This window comes from Mycobacterium paraffinicum, assembly GCF_025822865.1.
In the GTDB taxonomy this organism is placed as follows: domain Bacteria; phylum Actinomycetota; class Actinomycetes; order Mycobacteriales; family Mycobacteriaceae; genus Mycobacterium; species Mycobacterium paraffinicum.
In genome coordinates this window covers 631,055-656,388 of the sequence record NZ_JACKUR010000021.1, presented here as the reverse complement: position 1 = coordinate 656,388, position 25,334 = coordinate 631,055, and the positions used below count along the sequence as shown (strand labels likewise).

Below are 25,334 nucleotides of genomic sequence, written 5' to 3'. Positions count from 1 at the left end.
GAGCTAAGCCCTGCGCTGGCGCGCGATTTCGGCGAGCACCACCCCGGCGGCCACCGAGGCGTTCAGCGACTCGGCGTGCCCGGCCATCGGGATGGACACCACCTCGTCGCAGTTCTGCCGCACCAGTCGTGACAGCCCTTTGCCTTCCGATCCGACGACGACCACCAGCGGGTCGGCGCCGTCGATGTCGTCGACGACGGTGTCACCGTCGGCGTCCAGGCCGATCACCCGGATGCCGCGGTCGGCCCAATCCTTGAGCGTCCTGGTGAGATTGGTGGCCCGTGCCACCGGTATCCGCGCCGCGGCCCCGGCGCTGGTGCGCCAGGCCACCGCCGTCACCGACGCCGAGCGTCGCTGCGGGATCAGCACACCGTGACCGCCGAACGCGGCGACCGAACGCACGATCGCGCCGAGGTTGCGCGGATCGGAGATGTTGTCCAGCGCAACCAGCAGGGCGGGCGGTGAGTTGATCGCGGTGGTCAACAGGTCGTCGGGGTGGGCGTAGTCGTACGGCGGCACCTGCAGCGCGATGCCCTGATGGAGGTGGTTGCTCGTCATCCGGTCCAGGTCGGCACGCGGCACCTCGAGGATCGAGATGCCCGCATCCGCTGCGCGGGTGACGCTTTCGGTGACCCGCTCGTCGGCCTCGGTGCCCAGGGCCACGTATAGCGCGGTCGCCGGCACGCCGGCCCGAAGGCATTCCAGCACCGGGTTGCGGCCGAGCACCGTCTCCGTCTCGTCGGTGGCACGCTTGGCCGGCCGCCGGGGCGGCGACTGGGCGCGTTTGGCGGCGGGATGGTTCGGACGCAGGTGCGCCGGCGGTGTGGGACCGCGGCCCTCGAGCGCACGGCGACGCTGGCCGCCCGAACCGACGGTGGGCCCCTTCTTGCTGCCCGCTTTGCGTATTGCCCCGCGGCGCCGCGAATTGCCGGCCATCTAGTTGCCGGGCTTTTCTTCGCGGGCCAACAGCTCCCACTGCGGCCCGTCCGCGGTGTCGGTGACCTCGATGCCGGCGATCTTCAGCCGGTCCCGAATCTCGTCGGCGAGCGCCCAATTGCGTTGCTCGCGAGCCTTTTCCCGGTTCTGCAGTTCTGCACGCACCAACACCTCGACCGCGGCCAGCGCGGCCGTCGTCTCGTCGCGGGTTTCCCAGCGTTCGTCAAGCGGGTCGCAACCGAGGATGCCCATCATGGTGCGGATCGCGCGGGCTTGCTGCAACGCACCGTCGTGGTCGCCGGTGTCGAGCGCGCGATTGCCCTCGGCCCGGGCGTGGTGCACCTCGGCCAGTGCGGCCGGAACCGCCAAGTCGTCGTCGAGCGCCTCGGCGAACCGGGGGGGCCATTCACCGGGCTGGACGGCTCCGACGCGAACGCGGACGCGGTGCAGGAATTCCTCAACTCCCACATAGGCTTTCACCGCGTCCTGCAGCGCGGTGTCGGAGAATTCCAGCATCGAGCGGTAGTGCGCGCTGCCCAGGTAGTAGCGCAGCTCCGCCGGCCGCACCCGCTGCAACAATGCCGGTATGGCCAACACGTTGCCCAGCGACTTGCTCATCTTCTCGCCGCCCATGGTGACCCAGCCGTTGTGCAGCCAGTAGCGGGCGAATCCGTCACCGGCGGCGCGGCTCTGCGCGATCTCGTTCTCGTGGTGCGGGAAGACCAAGTCCATCCCGCCGCAATGAATGTCGAACTCCGGCCCCAGGTAGGTGCGGGCCATCGCGGAGCATTCCAGGTGCCAGCCCGGGCGGCCGCGCCCCCAGGGTGTGGGCCACGACGGCTCGCCGGGCTTGGCGGCTTTCCACAGCGTGAAGTCGCGTTGATCGCGCTTGCAGGTCGCCACGCCTTCGCCCTGGTGGACGTCGTCGATCTTGTGGCCGGAGAGCTGGCCGTACTCGGGGTAGCTGAGCACGTCGAAGTACACGTCGCCGCCCGCCGGGTACGCGTGGCCGGTTTCGATCAGGCGGTCCATCAACTCGACCATCTGGGTGATGTGCCCGGTGGCGCGTGGCTCGGCCGACGGCGGCAAGACGTCCAGGGCGTCGTAGGCGGCGCTGAACGCGCGCTCGTAGGTGGCCGCCCACTCCCACCACGGCCGGTCGGCGGCGGCAGCCTTGTTGAGGATCTTGTCGTCGATGTCGGTGACGTTGCGGATGAAGGCGACGTCGCAGCCGCGCGCCATCAGCCAGCGGCGCAGGATGTCGAAGGCCACGCCGCTGCGGACATGGCCGATGTGCGGCAGGCCCTGAACGGTGGCGCCACACAGGTAGATGGAGACGTGGCCCTCGCGCAACGGAACGAAATCACGCACGGCACCGGCCGCCGTGTCGTGTAGCCGCAAGCGGGCGCGATCGGTCACGACGTGCCAGCTTACCGGGTGGTTCCGAGTTGCCCGGCGCTGCGCGCGCCTTAGCCGGCGGCGATTATCAACGCGGTGGCGATGGCGGCGCGGCCCTCGCCGCGGCCGGTCAGGCCCAGCCCGTCGGTCGTCGTCGCCGCCACCGAGACCGGAGCCTCCAGCAGCTCCGATAGCACGCGCTGCGCCTCGGCCCGGCGCGGACCGACCTTCGGCTGGTTGCCGATCAGCTGCACAGCGGCGTTTCCGACCCGAAAACCCTCCCGGGTCACCAGATCGGCGACGTGGCGCAGCATGTCGGCGCCGCTGACCCCCTTCCAGCGCGGGTCGTCGACCCCGAAGACGGCCCCGATGTCGCCCAGCCCCGCGGCCGACAGCAGCGCGTCGCACAGCGCGTGCGCCCCCACGTCGCCGTCGGAGTGGCCGGCGCAGCCGTCGGCGTCGGGAAACAGCAGACCCAGCAGCCAGCAGGGCCGCCCGGGTTCGATCGGGTGCACGTCGACCCCGAGGCCGACCCGAAACTCGTTCACCGGCGCACGACCGCTTCGGCCAGCAACAGATCGAGCTGGGTGGTGATCTTGAACGCCAGCACGTCGCCGTCGACCACCTGGACCTGGCCGCCGACATGCTCGACGAGCGAGGCATCGTCGGTGAAATCGGCGGTGCCCGCGCGCTGGTAAGCCCGCAGCAGCAAGTCTCGGGCGAAGCCCTGCGGCGTCTGCACGGCGCGCAGTCCGGCCCGCTCGGGCGTACCGAGGACCACACCGTTGGCGTCCACGGCCTTGATGGTGTCATGCAGGGGCAGCGCGGGCACGACGGCGTTGTGCCCGGCCCGCAACGCGTCCACCACGCGCACGATCAGTTCGGGCGGCGTCAGGGCGCGGGCGGCGTCGTGGACCAGGACGTAATCGGGTTCACCGGCGAGGGCCGCCAGCGCGAGGCTCACCGATGTGGTGCGGTCGGCACCGCCGGGGACGACGGTCGCTCGCTCCCCCAGGGTCTTCCGGGCCTCGTCGACCCGGGCCGCCGGGACGGCCACCACCACGCTGTCGACGACTCCGGATTCCAGCAAACCCTCGACGGCGCGGTCCAAGAGTGTGCGCCCGCCAACCTCGCAGAATGCCTTGGGGATGCCTGCGCCCAGTCGCTCCCCCGACCCTGCGGCCGGGACCACTGCGACAACCGTGCCCGAGGAGATCGTCCCCGTGACCACCGGAAAATCAGGGCCTTCAGGAAGCGGCGGCCAGAACCTCGTCGAGGATGGTTTCCGCCTTGGCGTCGTCGGTGCTCTCGGCCAACGCCAATTCGCCGACCAGGATCTGGCGGGCCTTGGCCAGCATGCGCTTCTCGCCGGCGGACAGGCCACGTTCCTGGTCCCGACGCCACAAGTCGCGAACTACCTCGGCCACCTTGTTGACATCGCCGGAGGCCAGCTTTTCCAGATTGGCCTTGTAGCGGCGCGACCAGTTGGTCGGCTCTTCGGTGTGCGGAGCCCGCAGCACCTGGAACACCTTGTCGAGGCCTTCTTGCCCGACGACGTCGCGAACACCGACGTACTCAGCGTTGTCGGCGGGTACTCGAACTGTGAGGTCTCCCTGCGCCACCTTCAAGACGAGATATTCCTTTTGTTCCCCTTTGATGGTGCGGGTTTCAATCGCCTCGACTAACGCAGCACCGTGATGCGGGTAAACAACGGTGTCGCCGACCTTGAAGATCATCTGATTCGAGCCCCTTTCGTTACTTCAGTCTAACACGGCCGCCCAATCGCGCGTGGAGCAACGATGCAGGTCAGGGGCACAACACGCGCAGATTAGGGGTTGACAGGGGGAGCAGAACGTGCAGTGCTGCACATTACCAATGCGCCCATTCGGCTCCGAGGGCGGCCCCTGAGCGCCGCAACGGACCCCGCGGGATGGGCTCCCGCGCTGGTCTTGCGCCCCGCGCTACCGCGCGCGAAACCTTCCTACTACTGTGCATAGTTGCATCAGTAGAACCCGCCCAGCAGGAGGCATTGAGTGAACCGATTCGAGATCAGCCTCTCGTTCCGGGCCGCGCTCGTCGGCCTGGTCGCGGTGCTCGCGGTCCTGCTGAGTGGCTGCGGGGCCGGCCAGGTTTCGCAGATGGCCGTCCAGGAGCCCGCCATCAACGGCAACAAGGTCACCTTCAACAACGTGGCGCTGCGCGACATCCGCATGCAGGCCGCGCAGACCGGTGAAGCCGTGCAGCCGGGCCGGACGGTCGATCTGGTGCTGGTGGCCATCAACCAGTCGCCGGACGTGCCGGACAGATTGGTGAGCATCACCAGCGACGTCGGTTCGGTGGCCTTGAGCGGAGACGGCCGCCTGCCCGCCGGCGGAACGCTGATGATCGGGACGCCGGAGGGACAGCGGGTGGCCCCCGGGCCCTTGGGGGCCAACACCAACGCCGCCAAGGCGACGGTCACCCTGGCCAAGCCGGTCAGCAACGGCCTCCTGTACAACTTCACCTTCAATTTCGAGAAGGCCGGGCAGGCTACCGTGCTGGTGCCGGTTTCGGCCGGGTTGAACCCGCCCCAGCAAAGCTAGGCGCGCGTAACCGCCTGTCATAGCCGGGATTTGTCGTACCGGCTCGATACCGTCATGGCGTGGCAAATCCGCGCTCGCAATACCGCTGCTCCGAATGCCAGCACGTCACCGCCAAGTGGGTGGGCCGCTGCCTGGAGTGCGGCACCTGGGGCACCGTCGACGAGGCGCCGGTACTGACCGCGGTCGGCGGCCGCCGAGCGGGTTCGGCCTCGGCTTCCGCCTCCCGGCCGGTCCCGATCACCTCCGTCGAACCCAACGCCAGCCAGCACCGCTCGACCGGCGTCGGGGAACTCGACCGGGTGCTCGGAGGCGGCGTGGTGCCCGGTTCGGTCACGCTGCTGGCCGGCGATCCCGGCGTGGGAAAGTCGACGCTGCTGCTCAAAGTCGCCCATCGCTGGGCGCTTTCGGGCCGGCGCGCGCTGTACATCTCCGGTGAGGAGTCCGCCGGCCAGATCCGGCTGCGTGCCGACCGGATCGGCTGCGGCGCCGACGAGGTCTACCTGGCCGCCGAATCCGACGTGCACACCGTGCTGGACCACATCGCGACCGTGCGGCCGGCCCTGGTGATCGTGGACTCGGTGCAAACAATGTCCACGACCGAGGCCGACGGCGTCGCGGGTGGGGTCACCCAGGTCCGCGCGGTCACCGCCGCGCTGACCGCGGCCGCGAAGGCCAACGGCGTCGCGCTGATCCTGGTCGGCCACGTCACCAAGGACGGCGCCATCGCCGGGCCGCGCTCGCTGGAACACCTGGTCGATGTGGTGCTGCATTTCGAGGGCGACCGCAACGGGTCGCTGCGGATGGTCCGCGGGATCAAGAACCGGTTCGGCGCGGCCGACGAGGTCGGGTGTTTCACGCTGCACGACAGCGGAATCGAGGATGTATCCGACCCGTCGAACCTCTTCCTCGATCAACGGCCGGCGCCGGTCGCCGGGACCGCCATCACCGTGACGCTGGACGGGAAGCGGCCGCTGATCGGGGAGGTGCAGGCGCTGCTGGCGACGCCGGGCGGCGGCTCGCCGCGCCGGGCCGTCAGCGGGATCGACCACTCCCGGGCCGCGATGATCGGCGCCGTGCTGGAAAAGCACGGCAGGCTGAGCCTCAGCGTCCACGACATCTACCTGTCCACCGTAAGCGGCATGCGGCTGACGGATCCCTCGTCGGACCTGGCCGTCGCGATGGCGCTCGCCTCGGCCTACTCCGATCGGCCGCTCCCGACAACGGCGGTGATGATCGGCGAGGTGGGGCTGGCGGGCGACCTGCGGCGGGTCAGCGGCATGGAACGGCGCCTGGCCGAGGCCGCGCGCCAGGGATTCAGCATCGCGCTCATCCCGGACGGCGACGACCCCCGCCGCGAGATCGTGCCCGACGGGATGCGGGCGCTGCGGGCACCGACCATCGTCGCGGCGCTGCAACACATGAAAGCCATCGCCGAGCCGCGCAACGGCTGGACGCGTGACGCGGCGGGGCCGCACAATGACACGCTGTGACACGTCCGACACTGCGTGAGACCGTCGCCCGCCTGGCGCCGGGCACCGGGCTGCGAGACGGTCTGGAGCGCATCCTGCGTGGCCGCACCGGTGCGCTGATCGTCATCGGCAACGACGAAAACGTCGAGGCCATCTGTGACGGCGGCTTCGCCCTCGACGTCCGGTACGCGCCGACCCGGCTGCGCGAGCTGTCGAAGATGGACGGCGCCGTCATCCTGTCCACCGACGGCAGCCGGATCGTGCGGGCCAACGTGCAGCTGGTGCCGGACCCGTCGATACCCACCGACGAATCCGGCACGCGCCACCGCTCGGCGGAACGGGCGGCGATTCAGACCGGTTACCCGGTGATCTCGGTGAGCCACTCGATGAACATCGTGACCGTCTACGTCGGCGGGGAGCGCCACGTGGTGGCCGATTCCGCGACCATCCTGTCACGGGCCAACCAGGCGATCGCGACCCTGGAGCGGTACAAGACCCGGCTCGACGAGGTCAGCAGGCAGCTGTCGCTCGCCGAGATCGAGGACTTCGTCACCCTGCGCGACGTGATGACGGTGGTGCAGCGGCTCGAGCTGGTCCGGCGGATCGGCCTGGTGATCGACTACGACGTCGTCGAGCTGGGCACCGACGGTCGCCAGCTGCGGCTGCAGCTCGACGAGCTGCTGGGCGGCAACGACATCGCGCGGGAACTGACCGTGCGCGACTACCACGCCAGCCCCGAGCCGCTGTCCAAGGCGCAGATGACCGCGACACTCGATGAGCTGGACGCCCTCTCGGACACCGAGCTGCTCGAACTCACCGCGCTGGCAAAGGTTTTCGGCTACCCGACCACGGCCGAGGCGCAGGATTCGGCCGTGAGCCCGCGCGGCTACCGCGCGCTGGCCAGCATCCCGCGGCTGCAGTTCGCCCACTCCGACCTACTGGTCCGATCGTTCGGGACGCTGCAGGGCTTGCTGGCGGCCAGCGCCGGCGACCTGCAGTCGGTCGAGGGCATCGGCGCGATGTGGGCCCGCCACGTGCGTGAGGGACTATCGCAGCTCGCGGAGTCGACGATCTCCGACCCGCTGAGTTAGCCGGCTGGGACCGGGGGTGCCTCCGGCGGCGGCGCGGCGGCCGGCTGACCCGGCCCGGGCACCGGGCCCGGCGGCGGTGGCGGCTGGTTCATGATGAACGGAACCGGCTGCGAGCGCAGGTTGCCCAGCTGCACGACGAGGTTGTAGGTGCCCGGCCCGATGGCCGGCCGGGGCAGCGGGCAGTGCGGCGCCGACCCCATCCCCGTCCACGTCACCGCCGTCGTCACCTGCTCGCCCGGGGTGAATGTCTTGATCAGCGTCTCGTTGGAGGGCGCGCAGTCCAGGTTCGACCACAGGCGCTTGTTGTCCAGCGAGTACACGTATGCCGCCAGCACCGCGGCGCCGACGTCCCGCTTGCAGGACACCAGGCCGATGTTGGTGACGACCATGGTGAACTTCGGCTGATCGCCGATGAAGTACTGAGGCGCATTGGTCAGGCCCTTGACGGCCAGCGTCGAATCGGGGCAGTCGTCGCCCTCTTTCAGCACCGGCGGCGGCTGCACCGCAGCGGTCGGGGTGGGCATCTCCGGGTTCTGGCCCTGTTGCGGCGGCACCCCCGGGTTGGGTTGTTCCCCGGGCGCCCCCGGCGGAGGCGCCTGCGGCGCGGGCGAGCCGGGCTTGCTCTGAGCGGAATTGGGTTTGTCGGCACTGGCGGGCTTGGCGCCCGTGTTGTGTCCCATGAAGGCGATGACCGCGGCGACCACGATCCCTACGACGACGACCGCGACGCCCACGGCCAGGCCACGGCGCCGCCAATAGATCTCGGTAGGTAGCGGGCCACGCGGTTCCAGATCCAGCACGTTTGCAGCGTAGGTCCAGGTCACGTCGAGTTGCCTGACCCGCCTCGGCGTGTCGCGGGGTTTGCTGACTGACCGCCGTGTTAGTGACGGCCGCTGAGGCCGGCTATTCGGCCGCTATTCGCCCGCTATTCGCCTATGTCGCCGACGTGATCGACCAGGGCCGCGCGCCCGTCGGCGAGGTGATAGGTGGCGCCCGCTAGCGCCAGGGTGCCCTCGGCAATCCGATCGGCGATCGCCGACGAACGCGACACCAGCTGGGCGACCGTTTCCCGGACATGCCGTTCCTCGAACTCGTCGACGCGGCTCAGGCCGTCGCGGCGGCCCATCAGGATCGATGGCGCGACCCGCTCCACCACGTCGCGCACGAAACCGCCCGGTATCGCACCGTCGTCGATGGCGGCCAGGGCGGCCTTGACGGCCCCGCAGCTGTCATGCCCCAGAACAACGATCAGCGGCACGTCGAGGACCGTCACGGCAAACTCGATGGAGCCCAGCACCGCCGAGTCGATGGCCTGCCCGGCGGTGCGCACCACGAACATGTCGCCCAGGCCCTGGTCGAAGATGAGCTCGGCCGCCACCCGGCTGTCCGCGCAGCCGAACACGACCGCTGTGGGCTTCTGCCCACCGGCCAGGCTGGCCCGGTGTTCGACGCTCTGGCTGGGATGCTGGGGCTTCCCGGCGACGAATCGCTCGTTACCCTCTTTGAGTGCTTTCCACGCGGTTACCGGGCTGGTGTTAGGCATGGCTGACATCATGCCGCATCCGCCGGTAAACGGACGGCCAACTATTGCGGCCGACGAGTTGCTCGACTGGTACGAGCGGTCCCGGCGCGACCTGCCCTGGCGGGAGCCCGGCGTCAGCGCATGGCAGATCCTGGTCAGCGAATTCATGCTGCAGCAGACGCCGGTGTCGCGGGTGCTGCCGATCTGGCCGGACTGGGTGCGGCGGTGGCCCACCCCTTCGGCCACCGCCGAGGCCAGCGCCGCCGACGTGCTGCGCGCGTGGGGCAAGCTGGGTTATCCGAGGCGGGCCAAGCGCTTGCACGAGTGCGCGACCGTCATCGCACGGGAGCACGGCGACGTGGTTCCCGACGACGTCGACACCCTGCTGACCCTGCCCGGCATCGGCAGCTACACCGCACGCGCCATCGCGTGTTTCGCTTACCGTCAACCGGTTCCGGTGGTGGACACCAACGTTCGCCGGGTGGTGGCACGCGCCGTGCGCGGGCTGGCCGACGGGGGTTCGGCGGCGGCGGCGCGGGACATGGCCGACGTCTCCGCGCTGCTGCCCACCGACGATAGGGCGCCGCGATATTCCGTCGCCCTGATGGAACTGGGCGCGACGGTGTGCACCGCGCGAACGCCGCGGTGCGGGTTGTGTCCGCTCGCCCGGTGCGCGTGGCGGGATGCCGGTCATCCCCCGGCGCAGGGGCCGGCGCGACGTGTTCAGACGTACGCCGGGACCGACCGGCAGGTCCGCGGACTCCTGCTGGACGTGTTGCGCGGCAACGATTCTCCGGTCACCCGGGCGCAGCTGGACGTGGCGTGGCTGACCGATACGGCCCAGCGGGACCGGGCCCTGTATTCGTTGCTGGCCGACGGCCTGGTCACACAGACGGCCGACGGCCGCTTCGCCCTGGCGGGCGAAGCGTAGTCAGAGGTCGTTGCCGGCGTAGGACTGGTTGAAGCTCTTGTTGGCCAGCGGGAAGTCGGGGACGATCGTGTCGGCCATCGCGACCGGCAGCGCGGGCCAGTTGAACCACGACGGGTCGACGATCTTCGCGCGGGTGATCCGGTTGGCGGCGCCGGTTTCGACGCGGTGGACGATGGTGCCGCGCCACCCCTCGACGACGCCGATGCCGCTGCCGGGTGCGCGCGCCGCGGCCACGTTTTCGGCGTATTCGGTTGGGCCGCCATGTGATTCGATCAGATGGCAGGCCAGCTCGGTGGATGCGGCGAATTCGTCGCGCCGCACGGTGTAGCGGGCCAGCACGTCACCGGCGGCGGCGTCGGTCTCGGTGACGGGCAATGCGGTGGTGGGGTGTTCGAGCCGGGCGTCGGTGCGCATACCGCTGGCCCGGGCGACGTAGCCCAGGCAACCGAGAGCCTGGGCGTCGTCTCGCTGCAGGACGGCGGTCCCGGCGAATCGGTCGTACACGACGGAGTTGCGCAGGGTCAGCTCGGCAACCTCCGCGACGTCGGCCGCAATGGACCGCAGGTCGGCGACGTCGGGTAGCCCCCGCAGCGCGACCCCGCCCGGGCGGATGGCACCGCGCAGCAGCCGGTGCCCGGTGATATTCGCGTTGAGCCGCAGCAGTTGTTCGCGGATGCGTTGAGCGTGGGCGTTGGCGAGCCCGAACCCGACGTCGTTGGCCAGCGCGCCCAGATCGGCGGCGTGGTTGTAGAGGCGTTCGAGTTCGACCAGCAGTGCCCGCAACCGGTGCACCTCGTCGGGAAGTTCCATTCCGAGCGCGTCTTCGACGGCGAGGCAGTGGGCTAGCGCGTGCGCGGCGGAGGTGTCGCCGCTGACGCGCTCGGCCAGGTCGACCGCGCCGCCGGCCGGCCGGCCCTCGAAAAGCTTCTCCACGCCGCGGTGGACGAACCACAGTCGGGCCTTGAGCCGCAGCACGGTTTCGCCGGCGACAGAGAAACGGAAATGGCCGGGTTCGATCAACCCGGCATGCACCGGACCCACCGGGATTTCGTACACGCCGGGACCCTCGACGGTGACGAACGGGAAGCGGCCGGCGCCATCGAATGTGGGGGCGGGCGACGCGTCACCACGCATCGGATACCAGTCCTCGGGCCAGTGGGCGTGACGCACCAGCCGGCGCGCCTTGGGATGCCCCACGGGCCGGATCCCGTACAGGTCCGCGATCTCGCGCTCGAACCGGCTGGCCGGAAAGGACAGGTAGGCCAGCGATCGGACCGTCGGATCATCCTTCGGCACAACGCATTCGAGCTCGACGCGGCGATCGGGGTATCCGGCGAGGAACAGGTAGACGACACGTAGAGCGGCGCCGTCGTCGTGGCCGGCCACCAAGGCCAACCGAAATCCCTTGCCCAGCAAATCTTCTGTCGTTTCGGCCAATCTCTCCTGAGACAGCCGGTGGCGCTGCCACTGCGCCTTCATCGCGTTCCCCCGACGCCGCTGGCCGCGGCGGTGAACAGGTCGGTGAGAGGGCCGGCGGTGACACCGAGAGCGATCGACGCGGCAATGCCGACGAGTAGGGCGGCCGCCACCGTTCGCGGGACGGCGATTTCGGGAGCGCCAGCGGGGCCGCCCAGCAGGATGCGGCCCGAGTTGCGGGCCAGCGCAGCGAAGGCGACCGCAACCAGCGCCATGCCCGCGGCGAGCACCCAGGTGAGCCGCGCGTCGGCCAGCGACCGGCCGATGGCCAGCTCACTGGCGAACATCGCGAACGGCGGCATGCCGAGCAGCACGATCACGCCGACGGCGAGCGACACACCGATGAGGCGAGACCGCCGCAGCACGGCGCGGATGTCGGCTATCGCGGTCGAGTTGTGCGCGGCCTGCAGCTGGCCGCTCGCCAGGAAGAGGACCGTCTTGCCGATCCCGTGCGCCAGGACGTGCAGCAGCAGCGCGGCGATGGCCAGCGTGGTTCCGGCCGCGGCGGCGATCGCGATCAGGCCCATGTTCTCCATCGAGGAGTAGGCCAGCATGCGTTTGATGTCCGTTGTCACCGTCAGCATCAGGGCGGCGACCAGCAGCGTCGCGAGCCCGAGAACCAGCAGGCCCGACCGCATGAAAGTGGGTCCGGTGGCCGTGCCGATGATCGGCTTGAGGCGGATCAGTACCGAGAAGGCCACCGACAGCAGCACCCCGCTCATCAGGGCCGACACCGGTGCCGGAGCCTGGCTGTGGGCGTCGGCCAACCAGGTGTGGAAGGGGAACAGCCCGGCCTTGGCGCCGTACCCGACGAGCAGCAGCCCGCCCGCAAGTCGTGCGATGCCGGGATCGAGCCCGCCCGCATGGGCCGCCAGCACATCGAGGTTGAGGGCCGTACCGGCCGGCGCCCCGGCATGTTCGGCGGCGTAGTAAAGCAGGACCGTGCCCAGGAAGGCGATGGCGATGCCGACCGAGCAGATCACGACGTACTTCCACGTCGCCTCGAGCGCGCCGCGGGTGCGGCGGTGCCCGACCAGGAAGGCGGTGATCACCGTGGTCGCTTCGATCGCGATCCAGATCACGCCGATGTTGTTGGCGCACACGGCGACAACCATCGCGGACAGGAACCCCGCCGTCAGGGCCCCGTACACCCGGGCGCCGCGCGCGTCGGTGTGGCCGTGGGCGAGTTCGGCATCGAGGTACCCGATGCTGGCCCAGGTGGCCAGTGTGGCAACGATTCCGATGACGATCAGCATCGTGACGGTGAGCGCATCGAGCCGCAGCAGGCCGCCCAACGCGAACCGCGTTCCCGACCCGACCCGGAACGCGAGCGCCGCGCCACATCCGAGCACCGTCACCGCCGAGAGCACGATCAGCGTCGCTGTCGCGCGGCGCCATCCGGCAATCAGGACGGTGAGTGAGGCGCCGACCGGGGTGAGGATCGCCGCGAGCAGTAAACCGGTCATCAGTCGTGCAACTCCTGCAACGCGTCCAGGTCCGCGCCGCCGAACGCGCGGGATAGCCGGCCCGTCAGTACGCCGATCACGATGACCGCGAACAACACGTCCAGCGAGGCGCCGAGCTCGACGATCAGCGGCACCCCGGCGGTGAGCAGAAACGCGGTGGCCGCGATCCCGTTGTCCAGCATGAGGAATCCAGCGGCCTGCGACACCGCGTGCCGCCGCGTGACCATCACGAGCAGTGCGATGAGCACCACCGCGGTGGCGGCCGGCACGGCGGTGGTCGTGGCGGCGGGCTGCAGATTCACCAGGGGCCGGGTGGTGGCGAACGCGGCCAACGTCAGCGCGGCGGTGATGAGGAGCGACGTGGCGGTGTTCACCAGCGGGGTGGCCTCCCGGCGCGATCGCGCTTCGGTGCCGCCCGCGCGGGCCAGCAGCCGCGGCAGCACCGCAACCCGCAAAATCAGCACGGCCACGCCGACACCGATGAGCGCACCGTCGCCGTCGTACACCCCCCGCAGGACGGGAATGGCCGCCAGGGCGACGCCCTGCCATGCCAGCAGACGGATGATGGCGACCAAATCGCGGCGCCACACGATCAGCACGGCGGCCAGGAGCAGCCCGCCGGCGGCGAGGTCGACGAGTACCGAAAACGACCCGTACGTCATGTCGGAACCACGAAGAAGTTGGCGGCGACGACCGCAAGCAACGCCAGCAGGAACGATCCGGCCAGCAACTCGGGCACCCGGAACAGCCGCAGCTTGGCGACGAACACCTCGACGGTGGCCAGCAGCCCCGCCAGGAACGCGACCTTGGCCGCCACGGCCACGACACCGATGACGATGTCAACGGCACCGGGCCGGCCCCCCGCAATGCCCCACGGCGCGAACAGGTTTGCCAGCAGCGCCAGGAGAACGGTCAGCCGCATCCCGGCCGCCCACTCGACCAGGGCCAGCCGCGGACCGGCGTACTCGAGGACCATCGCCTCGTGAACCATTGTCAGCTCGAGATGGGTGGCCGGGTTGTCCACTGGTAGCCGACCGGTCTCGGCGACGATCACGATCACCAGCGCGGCGAACGCCAGCACCGCCGCCAGCGACACCACCTGCCCGGGGTGGGTGATCGTATGCGCCACCAGCGCACCAAGATTCGCCGATCCCGCCGGCATGGAGAGCGCGAACACCGCCAGCAGAATGGTGGGTTCGACCAGCGCGGCGATGGTGATCTCGCGGCTGGCACCCATGCCCCCGAACGAGGTGCCGGTGTCGATGCCGGCCAGGGTCAGTGCCACGGTGCCGACGAACAGCAAACCGACCACGGCGAACAGGTCGGCGCCGGCATCCAGTGGCGATCCGGTGGCTACCAGCGGCGCGATCGCGGCGATCAGCAACGTGGTTCCGGCGACGATCGCGGGTGCCGCCGCGAACACCACCGTGGTTCCGCGCGGCGTGATCTGTTGCTTGCCAAGCTGTTTGACGATGTCGCGCCACGGCTGCAAGATGCCGCCGCCGGCGCGGCCTTCCCAGCGCGCGCGCACCTGCCGGGTCAGCCCGACCACCAGCGGCGCCCCGGCCACGACGCCACCGATCTGGGCCGCGCCCGCGACATAGGACAGGACATTCATCGGGCCACCACCAGCACGATCAGCACACCGAGCGCACCGTAGGCCAGATACAGGTGCACGCTGCCGGTGTGGGCGCGCCGCACCAGCCCCGCCGCCGCCCCGACCGCCCGGATCACCGGCGCGTAGCAGCGTTCCTCGATCGCGTCCGCGATTCTGGTGCGGTAGATGATTTTGTCGGCCAGATAACGGGATTCGACGCTGTGGGTGATTTCGATGTCGGTGTCGGGTCGCAGGACGTCGTCGAAGATCCGTTGCAGCGGCTCGGCGAACGACGTGGCCGTGTATTGCATTCGCGCAGTGAGATCGTCGGCGCCACAGGCCCACAGCGGCAATGTGGCGGGCACCGGCCGCCGCCTCCGGCGCCAACGGGCGAGCGCGGCCGCGGTCAGCGTGGCCACCACGACGCCGGCGGCGATCGCGCCGGGTGCGATCGAGCCCTGGACGCCCGGCAAGCGCACCATGGCGCCAAGACCGCTGAATTCCATTGCCCGGGACGCCGGCAGCGCGGCGACCGCCTGGCGCAGCGCGGGAGCCACCACCGCGGGCGCCACGGCCAGCAGCAGGCAGGCGGCCGCCGCGATGGCCATACCGGCCAGCATGGTGTGCGGCGCCTCGCGTGCCTGCGCGGCCTGTTCGGAGCGCGGCCGCGCCAGAAATCCGATACCGAACGCCTTCACCATTGCCGCCACGCCCAGCCCCGTGGTGAGCGCGACCGCGCCGACCGCGAGCGGCGTGGTCAATGCCAAGACGGCCGAATGCTCTCGCGCAGTGTGGATCAGCGACTGCACCAGCAGCCACTCGCTGACGAACCCGGCACCCAGCGGCAGCCCGGAAGCGCCTAGCGCGGCTACCCCGAAAAGGCTTGTCGTGACCGGCATCCGGCGGGCCAGACCGCCGAGGCGGTCGAGGTCACGCAGGCCGGTGGCGGCCAACACCGATCCGGCGGCGAGGAACCCGAGGCTCTTGAATGCCGCGTGCGCGACGAGGTGCAGCATGGCGGCGGCCGCGGCGATCGTCGCCGGGCCGTTCGCGCCGGCGGCCGCGAACAGCGTGGCCGCTCCCAGCGCCAACGTGATCAATCCGAGGTTCTCGGTAGTCGAATAGGCAAGTAGCCGTTTGAGATCCGTGGCCACCGAGGCCTGCACCACGCCGTAGAGCGCCGACACCCCGCCGACGACCATCAAGGTGAGCCCCCACCACCGCGGCCCCGGGCCGAGCAGCTGCAAGTCGACGCGGCAGATGCCGTAGACCCCGAGGTTGACCATCGCCGCGCTCATCAGCGCCGAAACGGGACTGGGCGCCTCCGGGTGGGCGCGCGGCAACCACGCATGCAGCGGCACCAGCCCGGCCTTGGAGCCGAACCCCGCAAGCGTCAGCAGGAACACCGCGGTGCACGACCCCTGCGGTATCCGGTGCAGGTCCGCGAACCGGTCCGCGCCGCCCGCCGCCGACAACGCCAGCAGGCCGACCAGTATCGCCACGAATCCCAACTGGGTCATCACGGCATACACCAGGCCGGCCGAGCGCACCATCGGACGGGTGTGGTCGGTCAGCACCAGCAGCAGCGACGCGACTGCCATCAACTCCCACACCAGCAGGAAGGTCGTGACCGACCCCGCGGCGGGCACCAGCAGCATCGCCGCGACGAACGCCGGCAGGATGGCCAGGGTGACGGGGCCCAGCCGCTCGCGCCGGGCGTACCCGATCGTGTACAGCCCGACCACCACTGCGACCGCCCCGGTGATCGCCATGAAGAATCCGCCCAGCGGATCGAGCCTCAGCTCGACGCCCGCCAGCGGAAGCAACCACCCGATTCGGACGGCGTGCACCGACCCGAACATCCCCAGCCCGCCGGCCCATACCCCCGCCCCACCCAGCAGGGAGGTCAGCATCCCCGTGCTGATGTAGCTAGAGTGCTTGCCACGCAACAGGTTTGGCTCCGGCGCCACGCTGGTCGCCAAGACAGCGGTCACCTGCCGGTCACCGATCGCAGGGCCGCGACGATTTGGCTCGGCGTCGGCGGGCATCCCGGGATTTCCAGGTCCACGCACACCGTCTCGCCGACCGAGCCGGCCACACCGTAGGCGTCGCCGAATACTCCCCGATCGATGGCGCAGTCCCCGCAGGCGATCACCCGCCGGGGCCGCGGCGTGGCCTCGATCGTCGCGCGCAAGGGGCCGGCCATGTTGCGTGTCACGACACCGGTGACCAGGAGCGCGTCGGCGTGCCGCGGGGAGGCCACCAGGCGGGCGCCGAATCGCTCGGCGTCATAGACCGGACCGAAGGCGCCCGCGATCTCCACCTCGCACCCATTGCACGAACCCGCGTCGACGTGCCGGATCTGCAGCGAACCACGCACCCCCGCGGGCGGCTCGGTCGTCGCCTCCGGTGCCGGGGGTGCGGGTTCGGTGATCCGGCCGACGCGCAATGCTTTGCTGATCCAGCCCATCGGCGCTACTCCGCACCGCCGGCGCGCAGGCCTTCCAACATCGCGACGCGGTCGCTGAGCACCCCGGTGAGCACCTTGCGTGCCACCGTCAGCAGTTCGGCGATGTCCGGGGAGGCGATCGAGTAGATCATCGTGTTGCCATCCCGCAGCGCCTCGACCACCCCGGCCCGGCGCAGAACGCCGAGCTGTTGGGACAGGTTCGATGCTTCGAGCCCGACCTCGGGCAGCAGTTCGGCGACCGACTTGTCACCAACCACCAGAAGCTCCAGGATCCTGATCCGCGCCGGGTGCCCCAGCGTCTTGAAGAACTCGGCCTTGAGCTGGTACAGCGGCTCCGTCACCCAAATCTCCTGAAGATTACAAGCTTTCTATATTCGAACAATTGAAGAATTTATCATATGATGCTGCGCGTCGTCACATCGAGCGGCCAGACACCGCGACAGTCAGTCGCGTGCAGGCAGCGTCCCCAAGAAGGATTCGACCGCGTCGCGGTACACCTGCGGCGCCTCGTCGTGAATCAGGTGGCCGGCCTGGGGCACATGCAAATACGTTGCGACCGGGTTTATTTCGGCCATTTCCCGCATCTGCCCCGGCGGCGTTACCGAGTTGCCGGCCTCGATGAGCAACGCCGGGGCTCGCACCGCCCGCCACTGCTCCCAGTAGTGGCGCGTGCCCCATTCGGCGGCGATCTCGATCCATCGCGCGGTATGTCCGTGCAGGCGCCAACCGGTGGCAGTGCGGTCGAAGGCCTCCAGGAAGTACCGTCCGGCGACGGCCCCGAACTCCTCGAATACCCGCTCGGCGGAACCGAATTCGACTGGCAAGGCGTGCAGCCACGGTTCCCATGGACCCGTGGTGCGGCCCCGGAAGTCGGGGGCCATGTCTTCGAGCACCAGCGCGGAGACCAGTTCGGGACGCTGCGCGGCCAGACACCACGAGTGCAGCGCGCCCATCGAATGGCCGACCAGCGTGACCGGCGCTTCCAGTTCGCTGACCGCGTCGGCCAGGTCGTCCACGAAACGTTCGGTGCCGACCGGGTTCGGGTCGTCGACGCCGCGCCCCCGATGCCACAACGCGTCGTAGGTGTACACCACGCCCAGCCGAGTCAGCCACGGCAGCTGCCGCGACCACGTGGTACCCCGCCCCATCAGGCCGTGCACCAGCACCAACGGCGCGCCTTGACCTCCGCGGCAAGTCAGCAGTTCACTGGGCATGTCACCATCCTGCGTGCCCCGCCCTGCAGATGGACAGGCCGGGCGAAGGGGTAGCCTAGCGGCATGCCGCCAGTGGTGAAGATCAACGCAATCGAAGTGCCCGCCGACGCCGGCCCGGAGCTGGAGAAGCGGTTCGCACACCGGGCACACGCGGTCGACAACCAGCCCGGCTTCCTCGGGTTTCAGCTGCTGCGCCCGGTCAAGGGCGAGGACCGCTACTTCGTCGTGACGCAGTGGGAGTCCGAGGACGCATTTCAGGCGTGGGCGCAAGGGCCCGCCATTGCTGCCCATGCGGGCGAGCGGGCCAACCCGGTGGCGACCGGGGCCTCGCTGCTGGAATTCGAGGTTGTGATGGACGTTGCCGGCAACAAGCAGGCTGGCTAAGGGGTACTCGGCCCGGCGCCGCGCGGTGGCGCTGAGTGCCGCCGCCGCACTGGTAGTCACGCTCGCGCCCGGTTGCGCCTCCTCCCCCTCACCGCAGGCGAACGCGGCCAATCCCGGCCGGCAGATCGACGTGCGGACGCCGCCCGGTATCCGGGCACAGCAGACGCTGGACATGCTCAACTCGGACTGGCCCATCGGCCCGGTCGGTGTCGGCACCCTCGCCGCGCCCGACATGGTCAAATCGGTGGAGACCACCATGGAGTCGCTTTGGTGGGACCGGCCGTTCACCCTCAACGGCGTTGATCTGGGCGCCAGCGTGGCCACGTTGCACCTGACGTCCTCCTACGGTGCGCGACAAGACATCCGCATCCACACCGACGACGGCGGATGGGTAGATCGGTTCGACCTCGACACGCAGGCGCCGAAGATCGATTCGTGGCACGACATCGATGCGGTGTTGAGCAAGACCGGCGCCCGCTACTCCTACCAGGTCGCCAAGGTCGACAACGGGCACTGCGATCCGGTCGCGGGCACCAACACCGGTGAATCTTTGCCGCTCGCATCGATTTTCAAGTTGTACGTGCTGCACGCTCTGGCGCGTGCCATCAAGGACGGAACGGTCTCCTGGGACGATCAGCTGACCGTCACCGACAAGAGCCGCGCGGTGGGCTCGTCCGGTTTGCAACTGCCCACCGGAGCGCAGGTTTCGGTTCTGACGGCCGCCGAGAAGATGATCGCGACGAGCGACAACATGGCGACCGACCTGTTGATCGGAAAGCTGGGCACACACGCCATCGAAGAAGCGCTCGCCACAGCGGGCCACCACGACCCGGCCAGCATGACGCCGTTCCCCACGATGTACGAGCTGTTCTCCGTCGGGTGGGGTAAGCCGGACCTGCGCACCCAATGGCAGCATGGGTCAGCGCAAGTCCGCGCCCAACTGTTGGAGCAGGCGAATTCGACTCCCTACGAACCCGATCCGATCCGCGCCCACTCCCCGGCATCGTCCTACGGCGCGGAGTGGTACGGCAACGCCGAGGACATCTGCCGCGTCCATGCGGCCCTGCAGGCCGACGCCGTCGGCAAGGCCGCACCGGTCAGACAGATCCTCTCCTCAGTGGCGGGCATCCAACTGGACCGCAACGTCTGGCCTTACATCGGCGCGAAAGCCGGTGGGCTGCCCGGTGATCTGACCTTCAGCTGGTACGCCGTCGACAAAACCCAGCAGCCGTACGTGGTCAGTTTCCAGCTCAACTGGCCGCGCGACCACGGGCCGACGGTCACCGGGTGGATGCTGCAGGTCGCCAAGCAGGCCTTCGCGCTCATCGCACCGCGCTAGCGGTTGGCGCAGCGGCGGCGCATTCGGCCGATTGAGTGACGCAGACCACATACCACGCGGGACTTTTGGCCCTTCCCGACGGGTCCGGCGCCAGACGAGACTGCATAACCTGCCAGAGTCGGGGGTCCGGACGGAGGTAGCGCGGTCTTGTATGTGCAGATGGGCCGTCGGCGGCGGCAATCGAAAGTGGCTGCGCCTCATGATCTTCTCGACCACACAGGTCACACATGCGGTGGCGCGCATCGAGCGGAGACTGCCGAATGACAGCGCTGACACCGCCACGCGAGGTGAGCCAAATCGATGACCGCCAGGCGATGGGATTGCTGGCCAGTGTCGACCATGGTCGGGTGGTGTTCAACGAGAGGGCACTGCCCGCGATCCGACTGGTGAACCATGTCGTTGACGACGGGCGGATCATCGTGCGCACCCGCCTGGCAGCGAAGGTGTCCGCCGTGGTGCGGTCGGGCGCCGGCGCCGGTGTGGTGGTGGCCTACGAGGCCGACCGCCTCGATCCCGAGCGGCGGACCGGCTGGACCGTGGCGGTCACCGGGTGGGCAACCACGATCACCGACCCGCAGCAACTCGCGCGCTACGAACGACTCTTACACCCGTGGGTCAACATGACCATGGACACCATGATCGCGATCCAGCCGGAGATCATCACCGGCATCCGCATCGTCGACGACGCCGGCGGAGCATAGCCGCCCGGTCGGTCCGGCCGCAGTCAGAGGCGCAGCGTCCAACGGCCATCGCGAAAGTGCAGTCCGGTGCGACTCATCGGTGCAACGTCGATGCCCCAGAACGATTTCGGGGGTGAGTCGAGGCCGTGCAGGACCGCGGCCCGGATCACCGCGGGGTGCGTCACCGCGACGGCGGCCGACGCGCTCTCGGTCAACGAATTCAGCCACCCGGCCACCCGCCGCATCAGGTCGGTGATCGACTCGCCGCCGTGCGGGGCCCGGGTGGGATCGGTCAGCCAGACCGTCAGGTCGCCGGAGGACACGTCCTGAAGCCTCTTCCCGCGCCATCGACCGCAATTCAGGTCGGCCAGCAGCGGGTCGGGTGCGGCGTCCAATCCCAGCAGCTGCGCCGTTTGACGGGCACGTCGCTCGGGTCCGGTGAAATGCCGTGCGCCACGGACTAATTGGGCGGCGGCTTCGGCCTGTCGACGGCCCATGTCGTTGAGGGGTTCGTCGGCGGGGAAAAGCGCGGCCGCCATGGCATCGGTCATCGCGTGCGACACCAAGGTCAGCCGCACGACCTCCGTCACGCCGGGATGCTCGATGCCCGTCCGCTCCCGGCGCGCTCCTGAAGCAGCCGCCCGGCGAGCGTCGCGAACACCACGCCGATGGTCACCCACAACACCAGCTGGGTGGCCAGCGACAGCACCCTGAATTCGTAGAGGACGTCGGCGGGAAAGCCCGGATAGACGATCGCGCCCGCCGCGTCGCGCAGCGGTCCGGGCGTCTCGTCGACGTTCGGCAGCAACATCATCAGCACCGCCACCGCCGCGACGTATCCGCCCACCGCGAGCAGCCGGCCGTTCCACGCGCCGAACCGGGCCGTCAGCCGCCGCGCCAGCCACGCCGCGGCGACGGCCAGCACCACCGACGCCAGCACCATCACCAGATACCAGCCGGTGCGCGCCCCGATCGTGTCCGCCTGCCCCACCGCCGGTGGGTTCGGTGGATACTTCACGAACGGCACCAAATACACCGCGACGAACGCGGCCGCCGCCAGCAGCAGCGAAAGCGCCCGCGCCCCAACATTTGTCGCGCGCGCGGCGGCGACGCAGAACAGCACTCCGAACAGCGCGCCCATCGCGAGGCCGAAGATGAGCACACCGAAGCCCAACCCGGCGTTGGACTGGACTCCGCGGCTGAACAACTCGGCGCCGTGCTCGTGCACGCCATGGGCGTTCTCCGCGTCGGCGCGGCCGTCCTCGAAAGCGATCGCGCGGCCGGTCACCGGCTCGGCGCACAGGCGGGCGAAGGCGAACGCCAGCGCCGCGCCGACTGCACCGGCCAGCAGGCCGCGTCCGATCAGACGCTTCTCCACGCGATCAGTGGCAGGGGAAGCCGAGCAGGTGCCGCGCGTCGTGCATGAACTCGTGCACGTGCGAATCGCTGCCGAAGAGCGACACCGCTCCCTGGTCGACGCCGACGAAGTAGAGCGCCAACAGCGCCAGGAAGGCGGTTGCCGCCAACCAGACCGCGGCGCTTGCCGCCGACAGGTCAACCGATCGGGTGCGGCTGCCGGTCAGCTCGGGATTCGACACGATGGCGCTCCTTCCGGGGATATACGCGTCCCCGCTGGTGATGACGGGCCATGGGTCTGACTATCGACAGTGGCGCGACCGTTCTGGACTTTCACCAGATTCCGTTGCCCGTCAGGACGAAGTCAGTGTAAACCGGGGGTCAATGCTGTGGCGGTGGGGCACCGTAGCCCAGCTGGCTCGCCGTGTATTTCGCGGCCTCGGTGACCGGTGTGGCCTGAACCGCCGTGCCGTACGCGCAGATCTCGGTCCACACGTCGCCGATTTCGGTCGTGTCGAAACGCATTGCGACAATCGCGTTGCCGCCGCGTTTACGCGCCTCGTCGATCAACCGGCCCATCGCTTCGTTCCGGCTTTCGGCCAGGTTCTTGGTCATGCCGGCCAGCTCACCGCCGAACATGGCCTTGAAGCCCGCACCCATCTGGGAAATCGCGTTGCGCGAGCGGACGGTCAGCCCGAACACCTCGCCGCAGACGCGCTGAATCTCCCAGCCCGGGAGGTCGTTGGTGGTGACGATCAGCACAGGCGGGCTCCTTGCATGCGAAACGGGTGGTCAATCCCGTCAGAGATTAACCACCCGTTTGCTGCAGTGCTACGGCGTTTCTGGGGCCGCGTGCGCCCCGGCCTTCGCCAGGTCCGGCTCGGCCGGCGGCTTGCGGGTACCGGTGAAGGTGAACACCGCGTCCTCGCCGGCGCTCTCGCCGTCCCAGTTGTCCACGTCGACCGTGACGATCTGTCCCGGCCCGACCTCCTCGAAGAGGATCTTCTCGGACAGTTGGTCCTCGATCTCGCGCTGGATGGTGCGCCGCAGCGGGCGGGCACCCAGCACCGGGTCGAAGCCCCGCTTCGCCAGCAACGCCTTCGCCTTGTCGGTCAGCTCCATGGCCATGTCCTTGGCCTTGAGCTGCTTGCCGACCCGTTCGATCATCAGGTCGACCATCTGGATGATCTCTTCCTTGGTGAGCTGGTGGAAGACGATGATGTCGTCGATGCGGTTGAGGAACTCCGGGCGGAAGTGCTTCTTCAGCTCGTCGTTGACCTTCTGCTTCATCCGCTCGTAGTTGTTCTCACCGCCACCCTGGGTGAAGCCCAGGCCGACCGGCTTCGAGATGTCCGACGTACCGAGGTTCGAGGTGAAGATCAGCACAGTGTTCTTGAAGTCCACCGTGCGTCCCTGGCCGTCGGTGAGCCGGCCGTCCTCGAGGACCTGCAACAGGCTGTTGTAGATCTCCTGGTGGGCCTTCTCGATCTCGTCGAACAGCACCACCGAGAACGGCTTGCGCCGCACCTTCTCGGTGAGCTGGCCGCCCTCCTCGTAGCCGACGTATCCCGGCGGGGCACCGAACAGCCGCGACGCGGTGAACCGGTCGTGGAACTCGCCCATGTCGATCTGGATGAGCGCGTCGTCGTCGCCGAACAGGAAGTTGGCCAGCGCCTTGGACAGCTCGGTCTTACCGACACCGGACGGGCCGGCGAAGATGAACGAACCGGAGGGACGCTTCGGATCCTTCAGCCCGGCACGGGTACGGCGGATCGCCTTGGAGACGGCCTTGACCGCGTCCACCTGGCCGATGATCCGCTTGTGCAGCTCATCCTCCATGCGCAGCAGCCGGGTGGTCTCCGCCTCGGTGAGCTTGAACACCGGGATGCCGGTCCAGTTGCCCAGCACCTCGGCGATCTGCTCGTCGTCGACCTCGGCGACCACGTCGAGATCACCTGAGCGCCACTGCTTTTCGCGCTCGGCGCGCTGAGCGACCAGAGTCTTTTCGCGGTCGCGGAGGCTGGCCGCCTTCTCGAAGTCCTGGGCGTCGATGGCCGATTCCTTCTCGCGGCGGGCCTCGGCGATCTTCTCGTCGAACTCACGCAGGTCTGGCGGCGCGGTCATCCGACGGATCCGCATCCGGGCGCCGGCCTCGTCGATCAGGTCGATCGCCTTGTCCGGCAGGAACCGGTCGTTGATGTAGCGGTCGGCCAGGGTGGCCGCGGCCACCAGCGCCGAGTCGGTGATGGACACCCGGTGGTGCGCCTCGTAACGGTCGCGCAGACCCTTGAGGATCTCGATGGTGTGCTCCACCGTCGGCTCGCCCACCTGCACCGGCTGGAAGCGCCGCTCCAGGGCGGCGTCCTTCTCGATGTACTTGCGGTACTCGTCGAGCGTGGTGGCGCCGATGGTCTGCAGCTCACCGCGGGCCAGTTTGGGCTTGAGGATGCTGGCCGCGTCGATCGCGCCCTCGGCGGCACCCGCTCCGACCAGCGTGTGCAGCTCGTCGATGAACAGGATGATGTCGCCGCGGGTGTTGATCTCCTTGAGCACCTTCTTCAGGCGTTCCTCGAAGTCACCGCGGTAGCGCGAGCCGGCCACCAGCGAACCGAGGTCCAGCGTGTAGAGCTGCTTGTCCTTCAGCGTCTCGGGCACCTGACCGTGCACGATGGCCTGCGCCAGGCCCTCGACGACGGCGGTCTTGCCGACGCCGGGCTCGCCGATCAGCACCGGGTTGTTCTTGGTGCGCCGGCTCAGCACCTGCATCACCCGCTCGATTTCCTTCTCACGGCCGATGACCGGGTCGAGCTTGCCTTCCATCGCGGCGGCCGTCAGGTTGCGCCCGAACTGGTCGAGCACCAACGAGGTTGACGGGCTGCCCGATTCGCCGCCGCGGCCACCGGTCCCGGCCTCCGCGGCCTCCTTGCCCTGGTAACCGCTCAGCAGCTGGATGACCTGCTGGCGCACCCGGGTGAGCTCGGCGCCCAGCTTCACCAACACCTGGGCGGCCACGCCCTCACCCTCGCGGATCAGGCCCAGCAGGATGTGCTCGGTGCCGATGTAGTTGTGGCCGAGCTGCAGCGCCTCGCGCAGGCTCAGCTCGAGGACCTTCTTGGCGCGCGGCGTGAACGGGATGTGGCCCGACGGCGCCTGCTGGCCCTGGCCGATGATCTCCTCGACCTGGCTGCGGACGCCCTCGAGGGAGATACCCAGCGACTCCAGCGACTTGGCGGCGACGCCCTCGCCCTCGTGAATCAGACCCAACAGGATGTGCTCGGTGCCGATGTAGTTGTGGTTGAGCATCCGGGCCTCTTCTTGCGCCAGGACGACGACCCTGCGGGCACGGTCGGTAAATCGTTCAAACATCGGTGGTTACCTGCTCTCCCTCACCATCGGTACTAGCCTTTCAGTGGCCCACCGGTC

At 69.2% G+C, this 25,334-nt stretch carries 27 protein-coding genes; 7 read left to right on the top strand and 20 right to left on the bottom strand.

Translation table 11 applies throughout. From position 1 onward, the window contains the following. Window positions 1–3: 3 nt before the first annotated feature. Genes rlmB through carD form a run of 5 tightly spaced genes read right to left on the bottom strand, consistent with a single transcriptional unit; the run spans window position 4 to window position 4,070 of the window. A complete protein-coding gene (rlmB, locus tag H7J89_RS11660; RefSeq protein ID WP_066955427.1) occupies window positions 4–936 on the bottom strand; it encodes a 23S rRNA (guanosine(2251)-2'-O)-methyltransferase RlmB in 933 nt (310 codons plus the stop codon). After that, window positions 937–2,355 (bottom strand): cysteine--tRNA ligase, encoded by a 1,419-nt coding sequence (gene cysS, locus H7J89_RS11655; RefSeq protein ID WP_264043567.1) that lies wholly within the window; start codon window positions 2,353–2,355, stop codon window positions 937–939. Window positions 2,356–2,405: 50 nt separating this feature from the next. Further along, window positions 2,406–2,882, bottom strand: a complete 477-nt coding sequence (ispF, locus tag H7J89_RS11650; protein WP_264043565.1) for a 2-C-methyl-D-erythritol 2,4-cyclodiphosphate synthase — start codon at window positions 2,880–2,882, stop codon at window positions 2,406–2,408. After that, a complete protein-coding gene (gene ispD / locus H7J89_RS11645; RefSeq protein WP_264043563.1) occupies window positions 2,879–3,565 on the bottom strand; it encodes a 2-C-methyl-D-erythritol 4-phosphate cytidylyltransferase in 687 nt (228 codons plus the stop codon). The genes ispF and ispD overlap by 4 nt, the downstream gene beginning before the upstream one ends. 16 nt (window positions 3,566–3,581) lie before the next feature. Further along, entirely contained in the window at window positions 3,582–4,070 is a 489-nt protein-coding gene (gene carD, locus H7J89_RS11640; RefSeq protein WP_007166539.1) for an RNA polymerase-binding transcription factor CarD, read from the bottom strand. A gap of 297 nt (window positions 4,071–4,367) precedes the next feature. Between carD and H7J89_RS11635 the strand changes: the two genes are divergently transcribed. The 3 genes from H7J89_RS11635 to disA are packed head-to-tail and all read left to right on the top strand — an operon-like array spanning window position 4,368 to window position 7,476. Then, window positions 4,368–4,916, top strand: a complete 549-nt coding sequence (locus tag H7J89_RS11635) for a copper chaperone PCu(A)C domain-containing protein (protein ID WP_264043561.1) — start codon at window positions 4,368–4,370, stop codon at window positions 4,914–4,916. Window positions 4,917–4,975: 59 nt separating this feature from the next. Beyond that, a complete protein-coding gene (gene radA, locus H7J89_RS11630) occupies window positions 4,976–6,406 on the top strand; it encodes a DNA repair protein RadA (RefSeq protein WP_264043559.1) in 1,431 nt (476 codons plus the stop codon). Continuing rightward, window positions 6,403–7,476 (top strand): DNA integrity scanning diadenylate cyclase DisA, encoded by a 1,074-nt coding sequence (disA, locus tag H7J89_RS11625; RefSeq protein WP_264043557.1) that lies wholly within the window; start codon window positions 6,403–6,405, stop codon window positions 7,474–7,476. The genes radA and disA overlap by 4 nt, the downstream gene beginning before the upstream one ends. Here the strand turns inward: disA and H7J89_RS11620 are convergent. Then, a complete protein-coding gene (locus H7J89_RS11620) occupies window positions 7,473–8,276 on the bottom strand; it encodes a hypothetical protein (protein WP_264043555.1) in 804 nt (267 codons plus the stop codon). The two genes, disA and H7J89_RS11620, sit on opposite strands and share 4 nt — an antisense overlap. A 125-nt stretch (window positions 8,277–8,401) precedes the next feature. Then, window positions 8,402–9,019 (bottom strand): carbonic anhydrase, encoded by a 618-nt coding sequence (locus tag H7J89_RS11615; RefSeq protein WP_264043553.1) that lies wholly within the window; start codon window positions 9,017–9,019, stop codon window positions 8,402–8,404. Between H7J89_RS11615 and H7J89_RS11610 the strand changes: the two genes are divergently transcribed. After that, entirely contained in the window at window positions 9,018–9,929 is a 912-nt protein-coding gene (locus H7J89_RS11610) for an iron-sulfur binding domain-containing protein (RefSeq protein WP_264043551.1), read from the top strand. The genes H7J89_RS11615 and H7J89_RS11610 overlap by 2 nt on opposite strands. On the opposite strand, the gene H7J89_RS11605 is transcribed toward H7J89_RS11610, so the two are convergent. From H7J89_RS11605 to H7J89_RS11570, 8 genes are all read right to left on the bottom strand, one after another. Then, window positions 9,930–11,408 (bottom strand): hydrogenase large subunit, encoded by a 1,479-nt coding sequence (locus H7J89_RS11605; RefSeq protein WP_264043549.1) that lies wholly within the window; start codon window positions 11,406–11,408, stop codon window positions 9,930–9,932. Beyond that, complete coding sequence (locus H7J89_RS11600; RefSeq protein WP_264043546.1) at window positions 11,405–12,871, bottom strand: proton-conducting transporter transmembrane domain-containing protein; 1,467 nt, start codon at window positions 12,869–12,871, stop codon at window positions 11,405–11,407. Before H7J89_RS11600 ends, H7J89_RS11605 begins: the two co-directional genes overlap by 4 nt. After that, window positions 12,871–13,533, bottom strand: a complete 663-nt coding sequence (locus H7J89_RS11595; protein WP_264043544.1) for a hypothetical protein — start codon at window positions 13,531–13,533, stop codon at window positions 12,871–12,873. The genes H7J89_RS11600 and H7J89_RS11595 overlap by 1 nt, the downstream gene beginning before the upstream one ends. Next, entirely contained in the window at window positions 13,530–14,480 is a 951-nt protein-coding gene (locus tag H7J89_RS11590) for a respiratory chain complex I subunit 1 family protein (RefSeq protein ID WP_264043845.1), read from the bottom strand. The genes H7J89_RS11595 and H7J89_RS11590 overlap by 4 nt, the downstream gene beginning before the upstream one ends. A 5-nt stretch (window positions 14,481–14,485) precedes the next feature. Next, the gene (locus H7J89_RS11585; RefSeq protein WP_264043843.1) at window positions 14,486–16,381 is read right to left on the bottom strand and encodes a proton-conducting transporter transmembrane domain-containing protein; all 1,896 of its coding nucleotides are present in this window, start codon (window positions 16,379–16,381) and stop codon (window positions 14,486–14,488) included. Between the two features lie 77 nt (window positions 16,382–16,458). After that, window positions 16,459–16,938 (bottom strand): NADH-quinone oxidoreductase subunit B family protein, encoded by a 480-nt coding sequence (locus H7J89_RS11580; RefSeq protein WP_264043543.1) that lies wholly within the window; start codon window positions 16,936–16,938, stop codon window positions 16,459–16,461. A gap of 5 nt (window positions 16,939–16,943) precedes the next feature. After that, window positions 16,944–17,279 (bottom strand): lsr2/espR transcriptional regulator, encoded by a 336-nt coding sequence (locus tag H7J89_RS11575; protein WP_264043540.1) that lies wholly within the window; start codon window positions 17,277–17,279, stop codon window positions 16,944–16,946. A gap of 102 nt (window positions 17,280–17,381) precedes the next feature. Next, on the bottom strand, window positions 17,382–18,152 hold the full coding sequence (locus H7J89_RS11570; RefSeq protein ID WP_264043538.1) for an alpha/beta fold hydrolase: 771 nt from the start codon (window positions 18,150–18,152) through the stop codon (window positions 17,382–17,384). 63 nt (window positions 18,153–18,215) lie between these two features. Between H7J89_RS11570 and mhuD the strand changes: the two genes are divergently transcribed. The 3 genes from mhuD to H7J89_RS11555 all read left to right on the top strand — a co-directional run bounded on the left by mhuD (window position 18,216) and on the right by H7J89_RS11555 (window position 20,576). Beyond that, the gene (mhuD, locus tag H7J89_RS11565) at window positions 18,216–18,536 is read left to right on the top strand and encodes a mycobilin-forming heme oxygenase MhuD (RefSeq protein WP_264043536.1); all 321 of its coding nucleotides are present in this window, start codon (window positions 18,216–18,218) and stop codon (window positions 18,534–18,536) included. Next, window positions 18,511–19,875 carry a serine hydrolase gene (locus tag H7J89_RS11560; RefSeq protein ID WP_264043534.1) on the top strand — a complete coding sequence of 455 codons (1,365 nt, stop codon included), beginning with the start codon at window positions 18,511–18,513 and terminating at the stop codon, window positions 19,873–19,875. Before mhuD ends, H7J89_RS11560 begins: the two co-directional genes overlap by 26 nt. A gap of 260 nt (window positions 19,876–20,135) precedes the next feature. Beyond that, window positions 20,136–20,576, top strand: a complete 441-nt coding sequence (locus H7J89_RS11555; protein ID WP_264043532.1) for a pyridoxamine 5'-phosphate oxidase family protein — start codon at window positions 20,136–20,138, stop codon at window positions 20,574–20,576. Window positions 20,577–20,599: 23 nt separating this feature from the next. On the opposite strand, the gene H7J89_RS11550 is transcribed toward H7J89_RS11555, so the two are convergent. The 5 genes from H7J89_RS11550 to clpC1 form a co-directional block, all read right to left on the bottom strand. Continuing rightward, window positions 20,600–21,145 (bottom strand): histidine phosphatase family protein, encoded by a 546-nt coding sequence (locus tag H7J89_RS11550; protein WP_264043530.1) that lies wholly within the window; start codon window positions 21,143–21,145, stop codon window positions 20,600–20,602. Beyond that, the gene (locus H7J89_RS11545) at window positions 21,142–21,933 is read right to left on the bottom strand and encodes a CbtA family protein (protein WP_264043528.1); all 792 of its coding nucleotides are present in this window, start codon (window positions 21,931–21,933) and stop codon (window positions 21,142–21,144) included. The genes H7J89_RS11550 and H7J89_RS11545 overlap by 4 nt, the downstream gene beginning before the upstream one ends. Before the next feature lie 4 nt (window positions 21,934–21,937). Then, a complete protein-coding gene (locus H7J89_RS11540; RefSeq protein ID WP_066955490.1) occupies window positions 21,938–22,153 on the bottom strand; it encodes a CbtB domain-containing protein in 216 nt (71 codons plus the stop codon). Between the two features lie 139 nt (window positions 22,154–22,292). After that, on the bottom strand, window positions 22,293–22,673 hold the full coding sequence (locus H7J89_RS11535; protein WP_264043526.1) for a YbjQ family protein: 381 nt from the start codon (window positions 22,671–22,673) through the stop codon (window positions 22,293–22,295). Between the two features lie 69 nt (window positions 22,674–22,742). After that, window positions 22,743–25,277 (bottom strand): ATP-dependent protease ATP-binding subunit ClpC, encoded by a 2,535-nt coding sequence (gene clpC1 / locus H7J89_RS11530; protein WP_264043524.1) that lies wholly within the window; start codon window positions 25,275–25,277, stop codon window positions 22,743–22,745. Window positions 25,278–25,334: the final 57 nt, after the last annotated feature.